We start from the raw sequence: 1301 nt of genomic DNA, 5'->3' as shown, positions 1-1301 counted from the left end.
TGTCTCGTCCTGAAATATGGCTACAGGTTAAAAATTGATTTACGCTGTTAATTTATATACCATATCAGGTGTTTTAAAATCTAAAGATAAATGTAATCTTATTTCATTGTACAGATTAATTGCATTTTTTGTGGCTTTCTTAGCGTGTTGCAAGCTATCAAAGGTCTGGTCGAGATAGAATTCGTCTTTTAGGATACCGTTTACGCGCTCAGCAACGGCGTTTTCGTAGCAATGATTTTCTTCTGTCATACTAATTTTGATGTTGTTTCTTTTTAAGATTTGGGTGTACACATTACTACAGTACTGTATGCCTCTATCAGAATGGTGTATAAGTTCAGTAGTGTCCTTAGCGATGTAGAGTGCTTTATTTAAAGCCCTCTCACAGCCTTTTAGCTCCAGGCTATTGCTGATGTCATAACCAATGATTTTCCGACTGTACATATCTGTAATGAGTGCCAGGTAACAAAACCCTTTTACGGTTCTGATGTAAGTAATATCGCTTACCCAGACTTGGTTTGGCCTAGTGATTTCCACATCTTTAATGATGTTCTTGTATTTGTAGAACCTGTGCAATGAGTTTGTGGTTCTTGAGCTATATTTTTTTCTGTGTATCAGCATATTGTGTTTTCTAAGGATATTGAACAGGGTATCCCTGCCTATTTTCAGTTTGGCATTTTCAAGGTCTGTACTTAAAGATTTACAGAGTTTTCTAACACCCTCTCTGGGAAGGGATCTGCGTCTGTTCTTTACTATGGCAACTACTTTTTCCTCTAGTTCTAGGCGTTTATCTTCTCTACGTTTGTATTTGTAGTAGGCATCACGTTTAAGTCCGAAGCAAGCAGTTATAGTAGTTAGAGAGGCAAATCCCTTTGACTTTTCCCTTGCCTTTATCAGTGCTTGATACTTAGCTTTTTTTTTAGCTCCAGTACTGATTTATAGCCCAGTTGTTCAGCGGCCACTTCGAGATAGGACTCATCAATCAAAGCATCCATGTCCTTTTTCAAGAGAAGTTTTTTAAGTTGTTCAATCTCCTTTTGAAGCTCTTTGATACGCGTTATTTCATCTTTTGTCTTCACGGTCACTCGTGTGTTCATAAGGTCTTTACGGTTGTACTTCCTTATCCATTCGTTAATGGTGGTTGGTGCAATACCATAAGCCTTGCCTAGTTGATACTTGTTTAGCTTTCCGGTTGTAAGTTCGTCTAAAATTTTCAGTTTGAAAGGTTCTGAATACCGTCTGATGACTTTGTCGTTTTTGTACATAATGTTTAAAATTATGTAGCCTTTATTCAGGACGGGTCA

General features: G+C 37.5%; 2 protein-coding genes. Both read right to left on the bottom strand.

The genetic code is table 11. The features are described 5' to 3' along the window. Window positions 1-39 precede the first annotated feature (39 nt). On the bottom strand, window positions 40-891 hold the full coding sequence (locus ACFQ1K_RS09975; RefSeq protein WP_320556886.1) for an IS3 family transposase: 852 nt from the start codon (window positions 889-891) through the stop codon (window positions 40-42). Continuing rightward, complete coding sequence (locus ACFQ1K_RS09970) at window positions 891-1262, bottom strand: transposase (RefSeq protein ID WP_320556885.1); 372 nt, start codon at window positions 1260-1262, stop codon at window positions 891-893. The genes ACFQ1K_RS09975 and ACFQ1K_RS09970 overlap by 1 nt, the downstream gene beginning before the upstream one ends. Window positions 1263-1301: the final 39 nt, after the last annotated feature.

It is taken from the genome of Winogradskyella aquimaris, from assembly GCF_042676105.1.
In the GTDB taxonomy this organism is placed as follows: Bacteria; Bacteroidota; Bacteroidia; order Flavobacteriales; family Flavobacteriaceae; genus Winogradskyella; species Winogradskyella aquimaris.
Note: the sequence above shows the minus strand (reverse complement) of the source record. Positions and strands in the feature narration are given on the sequence as shown.

Coding starts and splice junctions, on each gene's coding strand:
- ACFQ1K_RS09970 (WP_320556885.1), bottom strand. CDS start 1,262: ATGTACAAAAACGACAAAGTCATCAGACGGTATTCAGAACCTTTCAAA.